Origin of the sequence: Rhodococcus sp. 15-2388-1-1a (assembly GCF_002259145.1) — a bacterium.
Taxonomy (GTDB): Bacteria; Actinomycetota; Actinomycetes; order Mycobacteriales; family Mycobacteriaceae; genus Rhodococcoides.
In genome coordinates, this window is the sequence record NZ_NPFP01000026.1 from 1 (window position 1) to 17,121 (window position 17,121).

Below are 17,121 nucleotides of genomic sequence, written 5' to 3' on the forward strand. Positions count from 1 at the left end.
AGTGGGGGGATGTCGGGGAGGCATCCCAGAACTCCCGTGCGCGGGGACGACCGAGCCGGCTCTCGACGCGAAGCGGAGGGCTACGGGCGATTCGGCGGCGTCCGTCCGAGGGCAGAAACGACAACAGCACCTCACCCGAAGGTGAGATGCTGTTCTACGTTGACGCGTGAAGTTGTGGAGACGAGCCGGTAGCGGTCCGTCGAACCCGGTCGACTACTCCTGCTCGAACCTCTTACGGAAACGATCTTCCATGCGAGAGCTGAAGCTGCCGCCCTTGCGACCACCCTTCGATTTCTGCCCGGTACTACGCCCGGACGGTTCGGCAGCATCGTTGGCTGTGCTGCCTTCGTCCTGCGACGCTGCGGCTCCCTTGTTGGAACCGCCGAACAGGAACAGTGCCCCGGCACCGAACATGAACAAAAAACCGATGAGACTGACGACGAGAAAAGCCAGACTGTTCGTCGACAACGCAACACCGGCGACGAGCAACACGAGTCCCACTACGAACAGCGCGGCAGCCTGAAAGCGCCTCCTGCTCGACGCCGCGCGTACGCGACCGCCCCTCACATGAGACGCGAATTTGGGATCCTCGGCGTAGAGAGCGCTCTCGATCTGATCGAGCATGCGCTGCTCGTGCTCGGAGAGTGGCACGGTACCTCCCCCTGCACAGATATTGAAGGTCATTTCGGTTGCGAAACGACGGGAAGCTGACCTTGGCGGCTACCTGCTGTCGATGATACGAGCTGAATCGGCCGCTTACCACCTACTCGGTCGATGTGTTCCTGAGAAACACCGAAGTTTTGGAGACGGACGTCCCGAAAACTCCGAGCGAACACCGTATGACGTGGCGATTGTCACCCGGCGTCCAGCTCGGTGAGCTACGCCGACAAGGGTGCAGTCATCGGATCGACGGACGCGAATCGAGCCTGCCCGCCGAGTCGATCCTCGACCGAGTTCAGAAAACGACCGACGTGCCGATGAAAATCGTCGGCATCGAGATCGGCGATCGTGCTCGACGCGCCGGCCTCGACCGCGGCCCGCGTGGCCGAGAAGGACGCGAAATAGTCGGCCCAGACAGCGAGATCCGGTGCCGCCTTGGCCATCAGCACCCATGCACTGCGTGAACGGGGACGTGCTCCGATCGAATTCGGCATCGACGCCAGCACAGCTGCCGCACCTTTCAACGCGGCGGCGTAGCTCCCGAGAAATCGATCTCCGGCGTCGCTCTCCCCGATGGACTCGGACAGCAGGGCATCGGCTCGACCCAGCAGAACCTGAGCCTGACGCGACACCGGCGACCGCACTCCGGCATCGAATGCCTTCGTGATCGTCATACTCGAACACCTCCAGTTCGAATCTCCGGCGCGTACCTGACGCGGCCGGAACCGTGGCGAAGCCTTACAGTCGAACTCCGGAGAATCCGTCTCGACGATCCGAGCCGAAGCCACCGGCGCACTCGGCCCCGATTGTCGAACACCCGTTCGACACATTCAATATAGCTGTGCCCACCGACAAGTTGCCGAAGAAAGGTTGAGAACAGTCGTCACCGATGCGCAGACAACGCCGTACCTGGTCGATCTGACGCCCCCGGAATTCCGCCAGCGGCTGTTCGAGGCACTGTCCATCTACGTCGAGGCCATGGGCTATCCGCGTGGAACCGAACAGAGCAGGGCACCGATGTGGAGCGAACATCTGCACCGGCCGGGCTGGCGAGCAGTCGGTGCACTGCTCCCGAACACCGACCCGAACCAGCCGGATTCGCTGGTGGCCGTCGCATACGGCTACCACGGTGCCGCGCACCAGTGGTGGCATCAGCAGGTGCGCGACGGCTTGCGGCGCACGGGGCATTCCCCGCACAGTGTCGAGGCCACGCTCGACGATTACTTCGAACTCACCGAGTTGCACGTCCTCCCGAGCGCTCAGGGCCACGGGCTCGGCGGACGACTGTGCAGCCGACTGCTGGGCGGCGTCTCCGCGGACAACGTGATGTTGTCCACACCGGAGGTCGCGGGAGAGGACAACCGAGCCTGGCGGCTGTACCGGCGGCTCGGGTTCGAGGACGTGCTGCGCGACTTCACCTTCGCCGGCGACCGACGCCCCTTCGCAGTCCTGGGCCGCCGGTTGCCTCTCGACGGGCCAGTAGCCTGAAGGCGTGATCGATGCTGTGGTGGTGGGCTCCGGCCACAATGCCCTGACCTCTGCCTGTTATCTGACCGATGCCGGTATGTCGGTGGAGGTTCTCGAGCGCGACACCGTCGCGGGCGGCGCGGTCTCGACGGTGGAACGCTTTCCCGGCCACCGTGTCGACCGCGGTTCGTCGGCGCACATCATGATTCGTCACACCGGCATCATCGAGGAGCTCGGACTCGCCGAGTTCGGACTGCGCTACATCGACTGCGATCCCTGGGCCTTCGCGCCGGGAGCTGTCGACACCGACGAACGCGGCATCGTCTTCCATCGCGACCTCGACCGAACCTGCGACTCCATCGCCGCCGCCTGCGGCGCAGCCGACGCGCGCGCCTACCGCACCTTCGTCTCCGTCTGGGGCCCTCGCAGCGAACGCACCATGCGCGCCTTCGGTGGGCCACCGACCGGCCCGAAACTGCTCCGATCCTTCTGGGGCCTCGGCGCGCCCGACGGCGGCAGCATGCTCTCGCGTGAATTTCTCGCCACCGGCGATTCCCTGCTGGACGAGATGTTCTCGAGCGAACGACTCAAAGCCGCCCTCGCGTGGTTCGGCGCGCAGTCGGGTCCGCCGATGTCCGAGCCGGGCACCGCACCGATGGTCGGATTCGCTGCCCTCATGCACACCCTTCCGCCGGGCCGCGCGGTCGGCGGCAGCGGCGCACTGACTGAGGCGATGATCGCTCGGCTGCAGCGCGACGGTGCCGAACTGACACTCGGCGACGCCGTGACCTCGCTCGTACGCCGGCCACACGGCTGGACCACCAGGACCGCGTCGGGACGGGAGATCGACAGCCGTGTAGTCGTGGCCGGCTGCCACATCGTGACCACCCTCGACCTCCTCGAAGCAGGCGGACACGACTCGGCGCAGATCGCCCGGTGGCGCAGCACGATTCGGGTGGGGCCCGGGATCGGTACCGCGGTCAGGCTGGCCACCGACGCCCTACCGGCGTACCCGAGTGCGGACCGGATCGAGGACGGCACCCACGGTCTGGCGCTGCTGGTACGCGACCGCAGCCAGTTGCGGTTGGCGCACGGGCACGCGCTCGCCGGCGACCTGCCGCCCACCCCGGCTGTCCTGGGAATGTCGTTCAGCGCACTCGACCCCACCATCGCGCCGCCGGGACAGCACCAGATCTCACTGTGGTCGCAGTGGCATCCCCACACCCTCGCCGACGGCAGACAATGGCGATCGAACGTTCCGGGCGAGCGCTCGTTGGCCGAGTTCGAGGCGGACCGGATCGTGGCCGAACTGGACCGGTACGCACCCGGTTTCGCGGGATCGGTGTTGGATCGGTTCGTTCAATCGCCGCCGGACATCGAGCGTGAGCTCGGTCTGATCGGAGGCAACATCATGCACCTGGACATGTCGTTGGACCAGATGATGATGTGGCGACCACACCCTCAACTGGCCGGACATCGGGTCCCCGGTGCCGACGGGCTCTATCTCACCGGCGCATCGACCCACCCCGGCGGAGGGGTCACTGCGGCCAGTGGTCGGTCGGCGGCGCGAATCGCGATCGCCGACGCCCGCGCAGCCCGCCGTCGCACGTTCTTCGGAAGGAAACGGGAATGAAGGTTGTGCCGATCGTCGTGGCTGCCGCCGCTGTCGGCTGCCAGATCGTCTATCCACTGGTATCGGGATCGACAAGGGACGTGGTGACGGTGGCGGTGGTGGCCCTGCTCGCGCTCGCGTCGATCCTGCACGCGGCGCTGAACCGCGGCGTCGTGTGGGCCACCATTCTCGTCGTCGTGACCGCAGGTACCGGGTTCGCGTCCGAGCTCGTCGGCACGGCAACCGGCATCCCGTTCGGCGAGTACTTCTACGCGCAGAATCGATTGGGCCCGAGCCTGTTCGAGGTGCCGGTCGTGGTTCCCTTGGCGTGGACGGCCGGGTTCTACCCGATCTGGTGCGCCGTGACCTTCGTCGTTCGCCGTCTCGACACGACGCAGGCGCGCGCCACCGCACTCCGAATCGTGGCAGTGGCGGTGGGGATGGTCGGCTGGGACCTCTACCTCGATCCTCAGATGGTCACCGACGGACAGTGGACCTGGACCGCCGGTTCCGTCGGGCTGCCCGGAGTGCCGTCGATTCCGCTGACCAACTACCTCGGCTGGCTGGTGGTGGCCACGCTGATGGCTGCGGTGATGGAATCGCTCGACCGCGCCGTCGGTCGCCCACAGCCATCCGACGACACGGTGCCCATCGGGTTGTTCCTGTGGACGTGGCTCGGATCGGCGCTCGCGCACGCGGTGTTCCTCGACGGTCCGGAACTTCGGTACTCGGCGGTGTACGGGTTCGTCGTCATGGGCGTCGTCGGTATCCCGCTGTTGTGGAATGTCCGTCTGTCATGGAATGCCCGTCGCGGTCGACCACTCGGGTCCGAGCCGCGTGCGACGGTCGATCGCTCCGGTACCGACACGCCTCGCTGACAACCCCTGCCGACTGACATCACCTCGATGCCCTGGCACGATGTCGCTGTGCAGTCGACATCGCGAACATCTCATCGAACCCACCGCCGCCGTGTTCTCTCGGTGGTCGCACTGGCGCTGCTGGTCGCGCCGATGCTGGCCGGTTGCCTGCGCGTGCAGGTCACGATGGGCGTGTCGGCGAACGACCGCGTCGCGGGTCAGATCGTGGCTGCCACAGTGCCGACATCGGACTCCGACACCGGTCCCGAACTGGTGGTTCCCTCCTCGATCGAGGACAAGGTTCGCGTCGAGCCGTACAGCCAGGACGGATACGTCGGGTCGCAGGCCATCTTCGACGATCTCTCGTTCGGCGACGTGCAGACCCTCGGCTCGATCTTCCAGAACGCGGCCGGTTCGTTCCAGCTGACGCTGCAGCGCTCCGGTGACACCGTCACTCTGGCAGGCAACGCCGATCTGTCCTCCGTTCCGGCTCAGGGTTCGGACGTACAGTTCACCATCGCGTTCCCGGCCCGCATCGGCACCACCAACGGCACCCGCGAGAGCGACAACTCGATTTCGTGGAAGTTGCCGGCAGGAGAGGTCACCTCGATGCGCGCCGAGGTCAACTATCCCGATCCCAACACCCGAAGCTTCGCCGGCTGGGCCGGCATCGTGGGCGGCGTGACCGTCGGCGTCGCGGCCATCGTCGGGGCCATGGCGTGGGTCTCGCGCAATCCACCGCTGCGGGTCCGCGGGTCGCGCGGTACCGAGTCCGGAAGCTCCACCGACAGAACGTCTGCGTGAAGGACGGCTTGCTCGCGCGCACGACGGCGACCGCAAGCGTTCTCGCAACGGCGTCAGCCGCGGTGTCCGTGTTCAACTCGCGGTTCATGCCGAGCCTGCGCTCCCCGAAGCAGGCCGTCACCGAGCGCGTCGTGGTCTGCATTCCCGCCCGTAACGAGGTCGCGACGCTGCCTGCGCTGATCGGCGATCTCGCGCGGCAACGATCGTGCACGGATCTGCGAGTGATCGTTCTCGACGACGACTCGACCGACGGAACGGCGGCCGCTGCCCGTGCGGCTGCGGACGGCGATCCGAGGATTCGCATCGTGACCTCCGGTGTCGCTCCCCCGGCCGGCTGGACCGGCAAGGCAGCTGCGTGCGCCGAACTCGCGAGGCTGGTCGACGAGGACGACCCGGTGACGTCGCTGATCGTGTTCGTCGATGCCGATGTGCGACTCGAACCGGAGGCCGTGGCGGCAGCCGCCCGGATGCTGCGAAGGCGTGGCGCTTCCCTGCTGTGCCCGTGGCCGGAGCAACTGGCCGAGAGCACCGTCGAGCGACTCGTCCAGCCATTGCTCGCATGGTCGTGGATGTCCACGCTCCCCGTCCTCCTGGGCAACGCGACGCTCGCACCGTCGATGGCGGTCGCCTGCGGGCAGTTCATGGCTTTCGATGCCGCCGCCTATCGCGCCATCGGGGGCCACGGTTGCGTCGCCGCGAGCGCGACCGAGGACCTCGATCTGGCACGTGCTCTGCGTCGGCGTGGATTCTCGACGGCGGTGGCGTCGGGTGCGGGGTTCGTCCGCTGCCGGATGTATCGATCGGCGGCAGAACTTCGATCCGGCTACAGCAGGTGGCTGTGGAACGAGTTCGGTGGACCGGCAGGTTCGGCTGCGGCTGCCCTGGCACTGACCGCTGTGTACGTGTTGCCCCCGATCACGGCGCTCACGTCCTCGGGTCGCGCGCGTCGCCTCGGATTCGCCGGGTACCTCGCCGGTACGGTGTCTCGGTTGTCGACCCGGCGGCGCGAGGTGGGGTCGCGGTTCGGGGTGGGCGACGCACTCGACGCGGCACTGCACCCGGTGTCGATTCTCGCGTTCGTCGGACTCGTCGCGGAATCCCACGTGCGCAGGCGTCGTGGCGCGCTGTCGTGGAAGTCGCGCCCGATGCCCGCGCCGCAGCCCTGACCCGTCTCACACTCGCGCGGCCGCAAGCCCCAGGTTGCTCAGCACCTCACGCGTCGCGCGCGCGAAGTTCAGGGTGATGAAGTGCAATCCGGGCGCGCCCTCGGAGATCAGGCGCTCACCGATGTTCGTGGCGAGTTCGATGCCCACCTCGCGGACGGCGGCGCGGTCCTCCTCAGGACCGGATCCGGCGGCGCGAGTGAACTTCTCGTCCAGGTGCGACGGGAGCGTCGTGCCCGAGAGCTCGAGCATCCGACGAACCGACCGAAGCGAGGTGATGGGCATGATCTCGGGAATGATCGGTTTGGCACCCTGCTCGGCGTCGAACGCGCACACGCGATCCCGTAGGCGCAGGTAGTCGTCCACATCGAAGAACATCTGGGTGATCGAGTACTCCGCACCCGCCCGCAACTTGCCGACCAGGCAGCGAGTGTCCTGCTCGAGGTCGGCAGCGCGGTGGTGCCCTTCGGGGAACGACGCAACGCCGACGTGGAAGTCGCCGAGATCGCGTACCAGCCGGACGAGCTCCTCCGCGTACTCGACTCCGTCCGGATGCTTCTCCCAGTCGCCGAGTGGATCTCCTGGGGGATCTCCGCGCAGTACGAGAATGTTGGTGATGCCGCGGTCCGCGTAGGACCCGACCATCGATCGCAACTCGTCCACGCTGTGCGAGACAGCAGTGAGATGCGCCACAGGAAGGAGAGTGGTCTCCTCGGCGATCTGCCCGGTGACGCGCACCGTGCGATCGCGGGTCGAACCGCCTGCGCCGTAGGTCATCGACACGAATGCCGGCTGAAGTTGTTCGAACTCACGAACCGCCCGCCACAGCCTGGCCTCGGCGGCCTCGTCTCGTGGAGGCGAGAACTCTACCGAGAACGGGATCCTGGCCTCGGGTTCTGTCCGTAGTCGGTCGACGATGGACGGTGTCCTCGTCACGAATCCTCGACTCGACCGCCCCCTGACGGAATCTTCGCTCACCCGGAGATCATAGGTCGCGCCCCAACGAAGCCCGTCGGGCCTCCCTGACGAAAGATGTTCGCTGCACGTCGGTCCAGGGCTTGCACGGCCATTACTGTGGGATTCAGAATTCATGTAATCCACAGCAACCTTGGAGGATTGTCCTGTCCGGAGACTTTTCTTCGCCCGTAGTCGACACACCCGCCGCCGCGAACGACCCCAAGGCGATGCGCACGGCCGTCGATGCGACCCTCGCCGAGTTCTTCGCCTCACGCCGAGGTGTAGTCGACACCGTGGGCGGCGGCTATCCCGCTGCGGTGGCCGATCTCGAGGCGTTCGTGCTTCGTGGCGGCAAGCGCATGCGCCCCGCGTTCGCCTGGACCGCGTGGCTCGGTGCAGGCGGTGAATCCACCGGTGCCCGTGCGGAAGCAGTGCTGCGGGCGTGTTCGGCTCTCGAACTGATCCAGGCCTGCGCCCTGATCCACGACGACATCATCGACTCCTCCAGCACGCGACGTGGTTTCCCTACGGTGCATGTCGGCTTCGCCCAGCGCCACCGGGACGCGTGCTGGTCCGGTGACGCGGACCATTTCGGTGAATCGGCAGCCATCCTCGTCGGCGATCTCGCCCTGTGCTGGGCCGATGATCTACTGCGCGAGTCCGGTATCGACGCCGATGCCGCGCGGCGAGTCCAGCCGGTGTGGTCGGCGATGCGCACCGAGGTTCTCGGCGGCCAGTTGCTCGACATCGAAGCCGAGGCAGGCACCGACGAGAGTGTCGAGGCTGCGATGCGCGTCAACCGCTACAAGACAGCTGCGTACACCGTCGAGCGGCCGCTGCATCTGGGCGCAGCTCTCGCCGATGCCGACGAGAACCTGATCTCGGCCTACCGCAACTTCGGTGCAGACATCGGAATCGCGTTCCAGCTGCGCGACGACCTCCTCGGAGTGTTCGGTGATCCCGAGGTGACCGGCAAACCGTCGGGCGACGACATCACCGAGGGCAAACGCACCGTGCTGATCGCGTTGGCACTGCAGAAGGCGGACGAGACCCGGCCGGATCGTGCAGCCACGATCAGGGCCAGCCTCGGAACCGAACTCGACGCGAACGAAGTGGCCGACATCCGTTCCATTCTCGTCGAACTCGGCGCAGTGGACGCGGTCGAGAAGCAGATCGACGAGCTCGGGACCCGGGCCGTCGCAGCCCTCGACAACAGTTCGATCGAACCGGTCGCTGCGGCGCACCTGCGCGCCATGGCAACCGCCGCCATCCAACGGCAGTACTGAAAGAGAGCGTCATGTCTTCGATCCGCACGGTCTCCGGCACCACCGACACCGTCGTCGTCGTGGGAGCGGGATTGGCCGGCCTGGCCGCCGGTCTGCATCTGCTGGGAGCAGGCAAGAAAGTCACCATCGTCGAGCGTGACGAGACCGTGGGCGGCCGAGTCGGGGTGTACCCGGTATCGGACGCCGACGGATCGCACCTGTACGACATCGACAACGGTGCGAGCGTGCTGACGATGCCGAACCTGGTGCTCGAGGCGCTCGCCGCCGTGGGTGCGGACTTCGAGTCGACCACGCCGCCGATTCGACTGACCACACTGTCGCCGTCCTATCACACGCGCTACGCCGACGGCACGTCCATCGACGTCTACTCCGATCCAGAAGCCATGGCGGCCGAGGTGGAACGCACCTGCGGCCCCGCCGAGGCGCAGGGATATCGCGAACTGCGGCGCTGGCTCGCCGACATCTTCGACGCCGAGTTCGACCGCTTCATCGACTCGAACTTCGATTCACCGCTCGATCTCGTGGGATCGAAAGCTGCGATCTCCGACACCGCGACGCTCACGAAGCTGGGCGGCTTCGGCCGTCTCGGGCCCCGCGTCGACAAGTTCCTGAAGGACACCCGCCTACGCCGCGTGTTCACGTTCCAGGCGCTCTACGCTGGCATGGCACCCCAGAAGGCCCTTGCGGTCTACGGAGCGATCGCACACATGGACACCTCCCTCGGGGTGTTCTTCCCCGAAGGCGGCATGGCGGCCATCGCCAAGGCCATGGCCGACGCGTTCGTCACCGCAGGCGGCACGCTCGAACTCGGCACCGAGATCGTCGACATCACCGTCGACCGAGGTCGTGCCGACTCCGTCGTCACCGCAGCCGGCAGTCGAATCGCCTGCGACGCACTCGTTCTCACTGCCGACCTGCCCGTGGTCGATCGACTGCTCGACCGAGCGTCGGTGTCCAAGAAGGGCCGACGGAACGGGTACGGCGTGGTGTCACCGTCGGCGGTCGTCGCGCACGGAACCGTTCCCGTCGAGCTGACGGCGACGTGGCCGGCCCGCGCGCACCACACCATCGACTTCGGCGACGAATGGGCCGAGACCTTCCGCCGCATCACCGCACGATCGGGCAAGGGATCCCTGATGGCCGATCCGTCCCTGCTCATCACCCGACCGTCGGTGAGCGATCCCGATCTCGAAGTGGTGCGTGGCGGAGTGCGCAGCGAGCCGGTGTCGATCCTCGCACCGTGCCCCAACCTCGACAGTGCTCCACTGCCGTGGGGCGAGCTGGCGCAGCCGTACCTCACCGAGATCCTGACGACGCTGGAAGCTCGGGGATACAAAGGTCTGCTCGACGGCTTCACGCTCGATCACATCGACACACCCGAGACCTGGGCGCAGAAGGGCATGATCGAGGGCTCTCCGTTCTCGTCCGCCCACGTGTTCAGGCAGACCGGGCCGTTCCGACGCAAGAACATGGTCGCCGGGCTCGACAACGTGGTTCTCGCAGGCTCGGGCACCACGCCGGGAGTGGGCGTTCCCACTGTTCTGGTGTCCGGAAAGCTCGCCGCAGAGCGGGTGACGGGGCCCACCGGACGGTAGGTTCGTTCGATTCACTGCGTCGACCAACTAAGCTGAGCGCGATCGTTTGCCGGTCGCGCTCATTGCTGCGACCATGATCGTTCGGTGATCGGCGTGAACCATCGTCCGGCGTACAGATCTCGACCCACAACTCGTTGCAGAGGAGGAGCAGGCGGCAATGTCTTCGATCTCGTCGCACTCCACCTCCGAGGATCGATCGTCGGACGGCGGCCCCCCGCCCTCGGCTTCGCGACGACCGTCCAGACTGACCGCAACGGGCAATTTCCTGCGCAGTCCCGAGGGCAAAGCCGCACTGCTCGGTGTGGTCGGTGCTGTCTGCATCGTGTTCGGTGGATTCGGCGCGGGCAGTGTGCGCCGACGCGATCCGTTGCTCGAGGAGATGCACCTGTCGTGGCTGCGATTCGGTCACGGATTCGTACTCTCGACCATCATCGTGTGGGTCGGCGTACTGCTGATGATCACCGCATGGGTTCGGCTCGGCCGCGCGACCCTGCACGGCCGCACCACCGTGGGCGAACTGCGCTGGGTCGTCCCGGCATGGACCGCACCGCTGCTGCTGTCGGTGCCGATGTTCAGCCGCGATGCGTACTCCTACCTGGCGCAGGGCGCACTGCTCCGCGACGGATTCGACCCGTATGCCGTTGGACCCGTTGCCAATCCGGGAGTTCTACTCGACAACGTCAGCAATGTCTGGACCACCACCACTGCGCCCTACGGCCCGTTGTTCCTGCTGCTCGGTCGCGGAATCACCAGCCTGACCGGTGACAACGTCATCGCCGGAACCATGCTGCTGCGCCTGACGATGCTGCCCGGTCTGGCACTGATGATGTGGGCGGTTCCGCGGCTGGCGAAGCACCTCGGCGGCCGAGCGACCACCGCGGTGTGGCTCGCCGTCCTCAACCCTCTGGTGCTGATCCACCTGATCGGCGGAGTGCACAACGAGTTGCTCATGGTCGGCCTGATGACCGCGGGGATCGTGCTGACGCTCGAGCACAGGCACGTGGGCGGCATCGCACTGGTCGCGATCGCGGTGGCGATCAAGGCCACAGCAGGCCTGGCGCTGCCTTTTCTGGTGTGGATCTGGATGATCCATCTGCGTGAGAAGGCGCGGGCGGAGGGTCGAACGCCGATGGCGCCCGGCCTGGCATTCGTCAAGACCGCAGGAATCGGAGCCGCCGTCTTCGTCGCCGTGTTCGCCGTGGCATCGGTGATCGCCGGAGTCGGAATCGGTTGGCTGACCGCTCTTTCCGGATCGGCCAAGATCATCAACTGGCTCTCGCTCCCCACGATCCTGGCGCACCTGGTGACCGTCAGCACATCATGGTTCCTCGATCTGCGCCTCGGACCCGTTCTCGACGTCACCCGTCTGCTGTGCGCGATCGCACTGGTGGTCGTTCTCGCGGTGGCCTGGTGGTTGGGTCGCAGATCAGAACGCGATGCGGTCAAGGGCATCCTGATCGCCCTGGTGGCCACCGTCGTCCTCTCCCCCGCAGCCCTGCCCTGGTACTACTCGTGGCCGTTGGCGATCGCCGCAGGCTTCGCACTCTCGCGCACGACCCTGATGATCCTGACGGGTCTGTCGACGTGGCTCATGCTCGTCTTCCAACCCGATGGATCGATCGGCCTGTACACCTTCGGGCACGTCGCACTGGCGATCTTCGCCGCGGTCGTCGCGGCTCTGGCCCTGACGCGCGTCGATCCGCTGCGTTTACGATCGGACCGGTCCAGGGAACACCGTGCCGTGCCGAACGCGCCCAGGACCCCAGCAACGGAACCGACCGGAGACGAATCCACATCATGAAGGCCCACGTGATGAAAGAACTGGACGGTATCGATCCGGAGCTGCACGAGGCATACCGCATCTGTCGCGAACTCAACGCCCAGCACGGCAAGACGTACTTCCTCGCCACACGCCTGCTCCCCACCGACAAGCGCGCAGGCGTGCATGCGCTGTACGGGTTCGCCCGGATGGTCGACGACATCGTCGACCTCGAGGGCACCGACATCGCCGTGGGGTCGGACGAGCTCAACGCCCGTCGCATCGTCGAACTCGACGTGATCGAATCCCGGGTGCGCGACGCGTTGGCGGGAAAACCGTTGTCCGACAGCGTGTCCGATCGAGTGTTGAGCGCGTTGTGCGACACCGTGGCGCGCTACGACATTCCGCACGACTATTTCTTCGCGTTCATGCACTCGATGCGCATGGACATTCCGGGAAGCCCGATGTTCGTCTCCCGCTACCGCACGATGGAGCAGTTGCGCGAGTACATGTACGGCTCCGCTGCGGTCATCGGACTGCAGATGTTGCCGATCCTGGGAACCGTCGTCGAGCGGTCGGAGGCCGAGCCGCCCGCCGCAGCCCTCGGCGAGGCGTTCCAGCTCACCAACTTCATCCGAGACATGGGTGAGGACCTCGATCGCGACCGCATCTACCTGCCCACCGACGAACTCGCGGCGTTCGGCGTCGACGAAGAACTTCTTCGATGGTGCCGCACCACGGGAAATGTCGATGCCAGGGTCACCCGCGCTCTCGCGCACCTGATCGCCGTCACCCGCTCGATCTACCGCACGTCCGATGCGGGCATCGAGATGCTGGATCCGCGAGTGCGACCGTCGATGCGCACGGCGTCGATCCTGTACGGCCGCATCCTCGCAGAGGTCGAGTCACAGGGCTACCGCGTGCTCTCCCAACGCGCGACGGTGCCGCAGTTGACCCGAGCGCGCATCGCGCTTCCGCAGTTCGCCGTCACCGGCTGGAAGCGCGCAACGGTTCGCTAGAAGGCCATCGCCTGTGCGCGTCTGATCACTTCGCGCATCAGGTCGCCGTGCAGAGCGGCGACAGGTGCACCGGGCAGGCTCTCGTCCTCGGTGAACAGCCACCGCAGGATTTCCTCGTCCTCGTAACCGCCGTCGTGCAGCACGGCCAGCAGACCGGGAAGCCCCTTGACGATGGTGCCCTTGCTCGCGTCGAGGAACTGCTCCGGCACACCGGGCACGCGCGAACGCTTCAGGGCGAGCAACTGGCGATCTCGGACGAGCTGTTCGACGCGGGTCTTGGGGATGTCGAGGATCTTCGCGACATCGGCGAACTGCAGCAAAGACACCGACGGATCGAGCACGTCGTCGGCATAGGGAATGGCACTCACGCAGGTAACGTTAACGGGTCCGGCGTCCAGACTTCAAAAGCGCAGAATCCGGGTCGGTCGGGACCGAGGACACGATCCATGATCGTCGGTCGGCATCTCCGGCACCGATACGATCGACTTCAGCATCCGGCACCGAAGGCCGGAAATCAATGGACGACGAGGGGAGGTTCGGTGATACCGGGTTCGATGCTCGATCGTCGGTACCGAATAGACGCACCGATCGCGCGCGGCGGTATGTCGACGGTCTACCGCGGACTCGACACCAGGCTCGACCGCCCCGTCGCGGTGAAGATCATGGACCCGAAGTTCGCCGAGGACCCGCAGTTCGTCCAGCGCTTCGAGTTCGAGGCTCGGGCCGTGGCCAGGCTCAGTCACCCCGGCCTCGTCGCCGTCTACGACCACGGGCGCGACGGCGAACACGCCTTCCTCGTCATGGAACTCGTCGAGGGCGGAACTCTGCGTGAACTACTGCGCGAGCGTGGACCGATGCCCCCGCACGCTGCAGCGGCCGTCATCCGACCGGTTCTCGATGCGCTCGCAGTGGCCCACCGAGCCGGTCTGGTGCACCGCGACATCAAGCCCGAGAACATTCTGATCAGCGACGACGGCGACGTGAAGATCGCCGACTTCGGTCTCGTCCGAGCCATCGCAGCCTCCACCGTGACGTCGAGCAGTGTGATTCTGGGCACCGCCGCGTACCTGTCTCCCGAGCAGGTCACCACCGGCTCCGCGTCCGCGAGCAGCGACGTCTACGGCGTCGGTGTCGTGTTGTTCGAGCTACTGACCGGACGCACACCGTTCACCGGCGATACTTCACTGTCCATCGCCTACCAGCGCATCGACAACGACGTACCGCTCCCTTCCACTCTCATCGCGGGCGTACCCCCGCAATTCGACGAGGTGGTCCAACGCGCCACCGTTCGCGCCCCGGAACACCGGTACCGCAATGCCGACGACATGGCCCGCGCTCTGCGCGCTGCCGCGTCGGCGCTCGCGCTGCCCGAGTACCGAGTGCCCGCGCCCAAGCGCTCGGCCGAACATCTGAGCTCGGCCGCAGCCGGCGCACCGACGACGGTCGCAGGCGGCCGTCCGCCGGCCGCTCGCACCCAGGTCGTGGACAATTCGCCGCCCCAGCCCCCTCGAGACGGGGTGCAGCACACCCGAGTGGTCACCTCGCCCACGTCCCGAGGCATCGACCACGGCTCCGACATCACCGATCCGCCGCCCGCCGGGCCACCCCCGACCGGCAGAAGGCACTACGAGTTCCCCGATTTCGACGCCGATCGCCAACGCTCGCGCCGAGCGATCGTCGTCTGGCTGCTCGTTGTCGCCCTGCTCGCCGTACTGGTCGGCTTCGGCGGATGGTGGATGGGCTCGGGTCGTTACACCGCAGTCCCGATGGTGGACGGGCTCGACACCACCGGTGCCACGAGCGCCGTGGAAGCCGCAGGTCTCGAGTCGGCTGTGCGCGGAACGTACTCCGACTCGGTGGACACCGACCTTCTCATCGGCACCGATCCCACCGGCGGATCGCGAATCGCCAAGGGCGACACGGTGTTTCTGTTGGTGTCGCTGGGCCGCCCCACCGTTCCCTCTATCGACACGGACGCATCCGTCGACGACATGGAACAACAGCTGCGAGACCGGACGTTCACGCCCGTCGACGGCGGCGAGGCCTTCAGCACGTCCGCTCCGATCGGCGGGGTCGCAGCACTGGACCCACCGCCCGGCACGGTGCTGACGACGGGAAGCTCGGTCACGGTGCTGCGCAGCAAGGGGGCACCGCCGGTCGAGGTACCCGACGTACGCGGGCAGAGCGTCGACCAGGCCCGAACGACGCTGGAATCGGTGGGCATCACCGTCGGCGAGGTTCGCGAGACCTTCGACGAGGACACCGATGGCGGCAAGGCGATCGCAACCACACCGGAAGCCGGTCAGACGGTGAGGTCCGGGTCCACCGCGGTGCTCGAGGTGTCCAACGCCGTCACCGTGCCGTCGTTGCTGGGTCGGTCGGTCGGCTCGGCCCGGAGCACGCTCGCGACGTTGGGTCTGACGATCGACGTCCGTCAGGTGGTGGACACCGACGGGTCTCTGGTCATCACCCAGAGCCCCGGAGCCGGTTCTCGGGTGGAACCGGGCTCCGAGGTCATGGTCGTGTCGCTGCCCTGATCAGTCGCGGAGCATCTCGGCGACGAGGAACGCCAGCTCGATGCTCTGCTGCGTGTTCAGACGCGGGTCGCAGGCGGTCTCGTAGCGGCCTGCGAGGTCGAGGTCCGAGATGTCCTGGGCACCGCCGAGGCACTCGGTGACGTTGTCGCCGGTCAGTTCGACGTGAATTCCGCCCGGATGCGTTCCGAGGCCGTTGTGCACCTCGAAGAATCCCTGCACCTCGTCGACGATGCGGTCGAAGTGACGCGTCTTGTAGCCGGTCGAGGCCTCGTGCGTGTTGCCGTGCATCGGATCGCACTGCCAGATGACCTGGTGGCCGGTGGCCTGCACCTTCTCGATGATGGCGGGCAGGATGTCGCGCACCTTGCCGTTGCCCATGCGCGAGATCAGCGTCAGACGTCCCGGCTTGTTGGTCGGGTCGAGCCGCTCGACGTACTCGACGGCCATCTCGGGCGTGGTCGTGGGCCCGATCTTGAGACCGATCGGGTTGGAGATCAGCTCGGCCAGCGCGATGTGCGCCCCGTCGAGTTGGCGGGTGCGGTCGCCGATCCACAGGAAGTGTGCGGACAGGTCGTACAGCTTGGGGTGATCGTCGGTGTTGTCCAGGCGCAGCATCGCGCGCTCGTAGTCGAGAACGAGTGCTTCGTGGCTGGCGAAGATCTGCGCGGTGTGCAGGTTGGGGTCCGAGACGCCGCAGGCATCCATGAAGCGCAGTCCGCGATCGATCTCCCCCGCGAGCGCCTCGTAGCGGGCACCGGCGGGCGACTGTGCGACGAACTCGCGGTTCCAGTCGTGCACCTTGTGCAGATCCGCCATGCCTGCACCGGTGAGTGCGCGGACCAGATTCATCGCTGCACTCGCGTTGGCGTAGGCGCGCACCAGTCGCGACGGATCGTGGCCGCGGACGCTCTCGTCGGCGACGAGCGAGTTGATCATGTCGCCGCGGTAGGACTGCAGTCCGAGCGCGTCGATGTTCGACGAACGCGGCTTGGCGTACTGCCCCGCGATGCGGGCGACCTTGACCACCGGCATGCTCGCGCCGTAGGTGAGCACCACCGCCATCTGCAGCAGCGTGCGGATGTTGCCCTTGATGTGCGGCTCGGTGTTGTCGACGAAGGTCTCGGCGCAATCGCCACCCTGCAGCAGGAAGGCCTCACCGCGAGCGACGGCGGCGAGCTTGTCCGACAACGCCTCCACCTCACCGGCGACGGTGATCGGGGGAACGCTCTCGAGCACCTTGCGCATGTCGGCAGCATGCTCGGGATCCCACTGCGGTTGCTGCGCAGCCGGCTTGGCCAACGCATCGTCCAATCGAGAGCGCAGCGTCGGTGACAACGGCGGCAGGTCGGGCAAGCGATCGATGGGTACGTCGACAGTCCAGTTCACCGCTACAGGATATTCGCAC

General features: G+C 66.5%; 15 protein-coding genes. 10 read left to right on the top strand and 5 right to left on the bottom strand.

The annotated features are described in order from the left end of the window. Window positions 1–213 precede the first annotated feature (213 nt). Together CH302_RS15820 and CH302_RS15825 are read right to left on the bottom strand one after the other, a co-directional pair. Complete coding sequence (locus tag CH302_RS15820; RefSeq protein WP_037192817.1) at window positions 214–651, bottom strand: DUF3040 domain-containing protein; 438 nt, start codon at window positions 649–651, stop codon at window positions 214–216. Between the two features lie 227 nt (window positions 652–878). Further along, window positions 879–1,334 carry an SAV_6107 family HEPN domain-containing protein gene (locus CH302_RS15825; protein ID WP_037192820.1) on the bottom strand — a complete coding sequence of 152 codons (456 nt, stop codon included), beginning with the start codon at window positions 1,332–1,334 and terminating at the stop codon, window positions 879–881. 196 nt (window positions 1,335–1,530) lie between these two features. Between CH302_RS15825 and CH302_RS15830 the strand changes: the two genes are divergently transcribed. The 5 genes from CH302_RS15830 to CH302_RS15850 are packed head-to-tail and all read left to right on the top strand — an operon-like array spanning window position 1,531 to window position 6,566. Continuing rightward, window positions 1,531–2,148, top strand: a complete 618-nt coding sequence (locus tag CH302_RS15830; RefSeq protein WP_037192822.1) for a GNAT family N-acetyltransferase — start codon at window positions 1,531–1,533, stop codon at window positions 2,146–2,148. A gap of 4 nt (window positions 2,149–2,152) precedes the next feature. Next, window positions 2,153–3,760, top strand: coding sequence for a phytoene desaturase family protein (locus CH302_RS15835; protein WP_082323733.1), 1,608 nt, complete (start codon window positions 2,153–2,155; stop codon window positions 3,758–3,760). Continuing rightward, complete coding sequence (locus tag CH302_RS15840; RefSeq protein WP_037192825.1) at window positions 3,757–4,617, top strand: carotenoid biosynthesis protein; 861 nt, start codon at window positions 3,757–3,759, stop codon at window positions 4,615–4,617. Before CH302_RS15835 ends, CH302_RS15840 begins: the two co-directional genes overlap by 4 nt. A 27-nt stretch (window positions 4,618–4,644) precedes the next feature. Then, window positions 4,645–5,400: an LppM family (lipo)protein gene (locus CH302_RS15845; RefSeq protein ID WP_196250558.1), complete on the top strand. Its 756-nt coding sequence runs from the start codon at window positions 4,645–4,647 to the stop codon at window positions 5,398–5,400. Then, window positions 5,397–6,566 carry a glycosyltransferase gene (locus CH302_RS15850; protein ID WP_052047841.1) on the top strand — a complete coding sequence of 390 codons (1,170 nt, stop codon included), beginning with the start codon at window positions 5,397–5,399 and terminating at the stop codon, window positions 6,564–6,566. Before CH302_RS15845 ends, CH302_RS15850 begins: the two co-directional genes overlap by 4 nt. A 6-nt stretch (window positions 6,567–6,572) precedes the next feature. Here the strand turns inward: CH302_RS15850 and metF are convergent, their stop codons facing one another. Beyond that, on the bottom strand, window positions 6,573–7,499 hold the full coding sequence (gene metF / locus CH302_RS15855) for a methylenetetrahydrofolate reductase [NAD(P)H] (RefSeq protein WP_037192830.1): 927 nt from the start codon (window positions 7,497–7,499) through the stop codon (window positions 6,573–6,575). Window positions 7,500–7,747: 248 nt separating this feature from the next. Between metF and CH302_RS15860 the strand changes: the two genes are divergently transcribed. From CH302_RS15860 to CH302_RS15875, 4 genes are all read left to right on the top strand, one after another. Continuing rightward, window positions 7,748–8,806, top strand: a complete 1,059-nt coding sequence (locus CH302_RS15860; RefSeq protein WP_037192833.1) for a polyprenyl synthetase family protein — start codon at window positions 7,748–7,750, stop codon at window positions 8,804–8,806. Between the two features lie 11 nt (window positions 8,807–8,817). After that, window positions 8,818–10,401, top strand: a complete 1,584-nt coding sequence (gene crtI / locus CH302_RS15865) for a phytoene desaturase family protein (protein WP_230596338.1) — start codon at window positions 8,818–8,820, stop codon at window positions 10,399–10,401. A gap of 157 nt (window positions 10,402–10,558) precedes the next feature. After that, window positions 10,559–12,202, top strand: coding sequence for an alpha-(1->6)-mannopyranosyltransferase A (locus CH302_RS15870; protein WP_037192835.1), 1,644 nt, complete (start codon window positions 10,559–10,561; stop codon window positions 12,200–12,202). A gap of 11 nt (window positions 12,203–12,213) precedes the next feature. After that, on the top strand, window positions 12,214–13,179 hold the full coding sequence (locus CH302_RS15875; RefSeq protein ID WP_037193512.1) for a phytoene/squalene synthase family protein: 966 nt from the start codon (window positions 12,214–12,216) through the stop codon (window positions 13,177–13,179). On the opposite strand, the gene CH302_RS15880 is transcribed toward CH302_RS15875, so the two are convergent. Beyond that, the gene (locus CH302_RS15880; RefSeq protein ID WP_037192837.1) at window positions 13,176–13,547 is read right to left on the bottom strand and encodes an Rv2175c family DNA-binding protein; all 372 of its coding nucleotides are present in this window, start codon (window positions 13,545–13,547) and stop codon (window positions 13,176–13,178) included. The two genes, CH302_RS15875 and CH302_RS15880, sit on opposite strands and share 4 nt — an antisense overlap. A 186-nt stretch (window positions 13,548–13,733) precedes the next feature. Here CH302_RS15880 and pknB point away from each other — a divergent pair, with 186 nt between their 5' ends. Continuing rightward, window positions 13,734–15,716 (top strand): Stk1 family PASTA domain-containing Ser/Thr kinase, encoded by a 1,983-nt coding sequence (pknB, locus tag CH302_RS15885; RefSeq protein WP_052047897.1) that lies wholly within the window; start codon window positions 13,734–13,736, stop codon window positions 15,714–15,716. Here the strand turns inward: pknB and CH302_RS15890 are convergent, their stop codons facing one another. After that, complete coding sequence (locus CH302_RS15890; RefSeq protein WP_032394396.1) at window positions 15,717–17,102, bottom strand: class II 3-deoxy-7-phosphoheptulonate synthase; 1,386 nt, start codon at window positions 17,100–17,102, stop codon at window positions 15,717–15,719. Between the last annotated feature and the right edge of the window lie 19 nt (window positions 17,103–17,121).

Excerpts from the sequence above, each read along its gene's own strand:
- CH302_RS15825 (WP_037192820.1), bottom strand. The coding sequence starts at position 1,334 with ATGACGATCACGAAGGCATTCGATGCCGGAGTGCGGTCGCCGGTGTCG.
- CH302_RS15840 (WP_037192825.1), top strand. The coding sequence starts at position 3,757 with ATGAAGGTTGTGCCGATCGTCGTGGCTGCCGCCGCTGTCGGCTGCCAG.
- CH302_RS15845 (WP_196250558.1), top strand. The coding sequence starts at position 4,645 with ATGCCCTGGCACGATGTCGCTGTGCAGTCGACATCGCGAACATCTCAT.
- CH302_RS15860 (WP_037192833.1), top strand. The coding sequence starts at position 7,748 with ATGCGCACGGCCGTCGATGCGACCCTCGCCGAGTTCTTCGCCTCACGC.
- crtI (WP_230596338.1), top strand. The coding sequence starts at position 8,818 with ATGTCTTCGATCCGCACGGTCTCCGGCACCACCGACACCGTCGTCGTC.
- CH302_RS15870 (WP_037192835.1), top strand. The coding sequence starts at position 10,559 with ATGTCTTCGATCTCGTCGCACTCCACCTCCGAGGATCGATCGTCGGAC.
- CH302_RS15875 (WP_037193512.1), top strand. The coding sequence starts at position 12,214 with ATGAAAGAACTGGACGGTATCGATCCGGAGCTGCACGAGGCATACCGC.
- pknB (WP_052047897.1), top strand. The coding sequence starts at position 13,734 with ATGCTCGATCGTCGGTACCGAATAGACGCACCGATCGCGCGCGGCGGT.